The 4,043-nt window shown below is 66.6% G+C and carries 5 protein-coding genes and 3 tRNA genes; 4 read left to right on the top strand and 4 right to left on the bottom strand.

Annotated elements, in window-relative coordinates; translation table 11 throughout:
• Positions 1 to 56 (bottom strand) — tRNA-Cys (locus QN357_RS18155).
• A 58-nt stretch (positions 57 to 114) separates the two neighbouring features.
• Positions 115 to 186: transfer RNA gene (locus tag QN357_RS18150), tRNA-Gly, on the bottom strand.
• 158 nt (positions 187 to 344) lie between these two features.
• Between QN357_RS18150 and QN357_RS18145 the strand changes: the two genes are divergently transcribed.
• From QN357_RS18145 to QN357_RS18130, 4 genes are all read left to right on the top strand, one after another.
• Positions 345 to 417: transfer RNA gene (locus QN357_RS18145), tRNA-Val, on the top strand.
• A gap of 375 nt (positions 418 to 792) precedes the next feature.
• On the top strand, positions 793 to 1,053 hold the full coding sequence (locus QN357_RS18140) for a hypothetical protein (protein ID WP_134448022.1): 261 nt from the start codon (positions 793 to 795) through the stop codon (positions 1,051 to 1,053).
• A gap of 124 nt (positions 1,054 to 1,177) precedes the next feature.
• Positions 1,178 to 1,888, top strand: a complete 711-nt coding sequence (locus QN357_RS18135; RefSeq protein WP_134559838.1) for a M50 family metallopeptidase — start codon at positions 1,178 to 1,180, stop codon at positions 1,886 to 1,888.
• 375 nt (positions 1,889 to 2,263) lie between these two features.
• Positions 2,264 to 2,575 carry a hypothetical protein gene (locus tag QN357_RS18130; protein WP_134448018.1) on the top strand — a complete coding sequence of 104 codons (312 nt, stop codon included), beginning with the start codon at positions 2,264 to 2,266 and terminating at the stop codon, positions 2,573 to 2,575.
• 108 nt (positions 2,576 to 2,683) lie between these two features.
• On the opposite strand, the gene QN357_RS18125 is transcribed toward QN357_RS18130, so the two are convergent.
• Positions 2,684 to 3,406, bottom strand: a complete 723-nt coding sequence (locus QN357_RS18125) for a YqjF family protein (RefSeq protein ID WP_134448016.1) — start codon at positions 3,404 to 3,406, stop codon at positions 2,684 to 2,686.
• Between the two features lie 4 nt (positions 3,407 to 3,410).
• Positions 3,411 to 4,043 (bottom strand): type II toxin-antitoxin system PemK/MazF family toxin (locus tag QN357_RS18120; protein ID WP_323505313.1); only part of this gene is annotated, 633 nt, incomplete at its 5' end.

The raw sequence follows: 4,043 nt of genomic DNA, 5'->3' as shown, positions 1-4,043 counted from the left end.
TACGGGATTCGAACCCGTGTATACGGCTTTGCAGGCCGCTGCCTCGCCTCTCGGCCAATCCACCGTATTCGGGTTCATACCAAAGAGAATCGGCCTTTCGGCCGATTCAATTCGAGCGGATGACGAGATTCGAACTCGCGACCCTCACCTTGGCAAGGTGATGCGCTACCACTGCGCCACATCCGCAACTGCGCGCATTTCTGCGTGCTTTGAAGACTGTACCGGTACTTTTCCGGATATACAAACCGAGCGGAACTTGAGCGTGCGGTGGCGCGTCGGTGCACGACAGACGCCCGGTCTGGGCTAGTATCGAGAGTCGCGGTCGAACAAAATTCGCTCGCCGCGGGCGATTGGCGCAGTTGGTAGCGCGCTTCCTTCACACGGAAGAGGTCATCGGTTCGAGTCCGGTATCGCCCACTCCTACAGAGGAGAAAACCCCGCCGGAGCGGGGTTTTTTTGTACCCTCGTACTGGGGGGGCCAATCCCGCCAACCTGAGTGCGTCCTGTGCCAAGCTCTTCTTCAAGCCGAAGGACCATCCCATTGGATCCCCGGCCCAGCGAACCCTCCTTCGTCTTCATCACGAAAGAGCGCTGTACTCCCGTCCTGTTCCGTGAAGTGAACCGAGTCGCATCGTTCGCTTCCCGGGACTCGTGAACGCCGCACGACGACGGCTGCGTTCGACCTGCCGCATGCACGCCTCGCGGCAGACCTCGTGCGTCCGTCGCCGGCCGTTCCAGACACCACCCGGTAATCCCCCCAGCAGTAGTACAACAGCCAGAAAGGCTCCTCTCATGACTTCCGTCGAAACCACAACGGCCACCCCCGGCAAGATCCTCGGCATCGTCGGGTTCATCCTCGCCTTCATTCCCTACCTCCAGCTGCCCGGCCTCATCGTGAGCATCATCGGCTTCAACCAGGCCAAGAAGGCCGGCGCCCCCAACGGCCTCGCCAAGGCCGGCATCATCCTGAGCGCGATCTTCCTCGTGCTCTTCGTGGTCATCCTTGTCGTCATCTTCTCTGTGGCAGCGGCCAACCCGACGCCCAGCGCCTAAGCACCCGGTTCAGCGCGTCCCGCGGCCCCTCAGGCCCCGGCCTTCAGGGGAGCGGGACGTTTTCCATGTCCGGCGCTCTGACCCTGGCAACGTCCGGATGGCCTCGCCCACCTAGTCTGTGAACATGGATCTCCTGCTCGGCTTCTGGGAACGTGTCACGGCCAGGAACGATGTACTCCCCCTCATCCCCGCCTGGCTCACCATCGCGGCCGCGGCCGCCATCGTGCTCGTCCCGGCGTTGTGGCGGGCCTGCAGGAATGTGGTCACCATCGCGCATGAGGGCGGCCACGCGCTCGTCGCGACCCTCGGCGGCCGACAGCTCGACGGCATCCGGCTGCACTCTGACACGTCGGGGCTCACCGTCAGCAGGGGCAAACCCCGCGGACTCGGGATGGTGCTGACCCTGCTCGCCGGCTATTCCTCGCCCGCCCTGCTCGGACTCGGTGCGGCCTGGCTCCTGAGCCTGGGGTATTCGGTCGGACTGCTCTGGCTCCTGCTCGCGGCCCTCGCCCTGCTTCTCATCCAGGTGCGCAACTGGTTCGGACTCTGGTCCGTGCTCGCGACGGCCACGGTGATCTTCGCGGTCACCTGGTTCGGTTCCGCGTTCGTGCAGAGCGTCTTCGCCCTGCTCGTGACGGCATTCCTTCTTCTCGGCGCCGTACGCACGGTGCTCGAGCTTCAGGGATCACGCTCCCGCCGCCGCGGCACAGCCTCGGATGCCGACCAGCTCGCCCGCCTCACGCACATCCCCGGCCTGCTCTGGGTGGGTGTCTTCCTGATCATCGCGATCGCGTGTGCTGTGCTCGGCGCCGGCCTCCTCGGATCGGGCGGCTGAGCCGAGATCCCCGTCGCGACGGGGGTCGACCAGAGGCCGGCGCGAGCGTGGAGAATCCTCCTTGCACTCTGAGTGTCCGCTGTGCCATGCTCGACCCAAGCCAGACAAGAACTACAGTTCCCGACGACTGACCCAGCGAACCCTCCGGCGCATCAGTGCGACAGAGGGCACCTTCTTGTCCAGCATCGATCTCTCGGCGCAGCGCACACGACGCCCCCTGCTGCCGTTCGTGCTTTCTGCTGCCGCACGTCACCCGAGCAGCCGCCACCCGGACGATCACCCGACCGACCTCCGGTTCCTTCAGCTGTCTGGGTTCCCCATACCCATCTGCCGCCTGCCCGTCCGGGTTCCGGCGCCCACAGAAAGGCCGTCACCATGACGACTCCCGTAGCCTCCGCAGTCAACCCCGGCAAGACCCTCGGTATTGTCGGTCTCATCCTCTCCCTCGTCTCGCTGCAGCCCTTCGGGCTCATTGTCAGCATCGTCGGCTTCGTCAAGTCGAAGAAGGCAGGACTCGGCAACGGCTTCGCCCTCGCCGGAATCATCATCAGTGTCGTCGGCATCATCGTCGTCGGGATCGTGATCGCGGTCGCAGTCAGCGCGGGCGTCAACCTTGCGGCATTCTGCACGGAGCACGGCGCAGGCGTCTTCGACAACAACGGAGTCACCGTCACCTGCGGGGCATAGTCCCCCGGCTTCCCGAACGCCCGACAGGGCCCCCTCGACCGTTACCGGCGAGGGGGTCCTGTTGTCAATGGGCTCCCCGCTCGGCCGCCGGACCGCCAGTGATACGGGTCAGCCCGTTCCGAAACGGGTCGTGACGCCCGGCGAATACAGCACCGAATCCGGTACGCGCCCGCTGAGCGCCGGGAAGCCGGCCTCGGCCAGCAGAGTGTCGTCCAGGTGCACGAGCTCGGCCTGGACGAGCTCCCAGGGCTCGTGGTGGTTACGGAGGTAGACCGTGCGCCCCCTGGCACGGGTGAAAAGCGCCCAGCGCGCCGTGAGGAAGTCCGCGAGCGGTTCACCGGTCACCGGTTCCATCCCCGGCCGGACGACGATATCGGTCCTGGCCCGGCCTGCGAAGTGCCGCAGGGAGGAATAGCGGTACTCGCCCGCCACGACGGCCAGCCGCGTCCGCGACCACATGTACGGAAGTGCGAACGCGGCACGGGCAGCGAGCACCGCCGCGAGCCGCGACGCCTCGAGGGAGACGAAGACGACTCCGCGTCGCCCCTCGGCGTCGACGGCGTAGAGCCGGACATTCACCTCCACGAAATTCCCGAAGTACGGAATGGGTGGGCTGCCCCAGATCGTGGCCCGATCCAGGACGAACGGGATGAGGCCCACCCAGCTGGTGCCGTCGAATTCGTCGGGAACCAGGCCCGCGGGCAGGAGCGGTGCGACCTCGGCGGCCGGCACGCGCCAATGCACGAAGCAGAGGTGCGACCAGCGCTGGCTCGCAACAGCCCGGCCGGCGAGGGGCGGCGCAATCGACGAGGCCGGGTGACTGCTCGGCATGGTCCTAGTTCCAGCCGTAACGGCCGCGCAGGACCGTCGCGATGCGCCCGTAGCGCGCGGCATCGACCCTGGCGGCCTCACGACGCATGCCGCCCGGGTTCACGATGAAGACCCGGTCCACGTTGACCCAGCTGGGACGGCCGCTCCTGTCCCAGTCGCCGACGCCGAGCGCCACATAGTCGGGGTGCCCGGTTCGGTCCTTGCTCGTCAACTGGACGGCCAGGACGGCCCCTTTGCCCGCCTCGGCCACGATCACGACCGGGCGGTCCTTGCCGCGCCCGTCACGTTCCTCGAAGGGAACCCAGGTCCAGACGATTTCTCCAGGGTCCGGACTCGCATTCCGGGTCGGCCGGTAGGCGAGCCGTACATCACGAAGACTCCGCGGGTCGACTTCGACGGTCGCGCCCGCTCCGGTTCGACCAGGGCTCGGAACCGTCGACCGGTCACTGCGAGGCCTCGTCGGCGCGAAGAGTCGCCGCAGGGCACTGAAGAAACCGCGGATGGCTGACACAGCCACACTGTATCGCACCCGATCCGTCAGGCGCTGACGGGCGACTGCTGGGTCGACGGTCAGCATCCGCTCGTGCACAGGCACCGGATCGGACGCAAGAAGGGGCGCATCCGCGTGCCGCGGATG

It is taken from the genome of Cryobacterium sp. RTC2.1, from assembly GCF_035018685.1.
Classification (GTDB): Bacteria; Actinomycetota; Actinomycetes; order Actinomycetales; family Microbacteriaceae; genus Cryobacterium; species Cryobacterium glucosi.
This window is presented reverse-complemented; position numbering and strand designations above follow the sequence as displayed.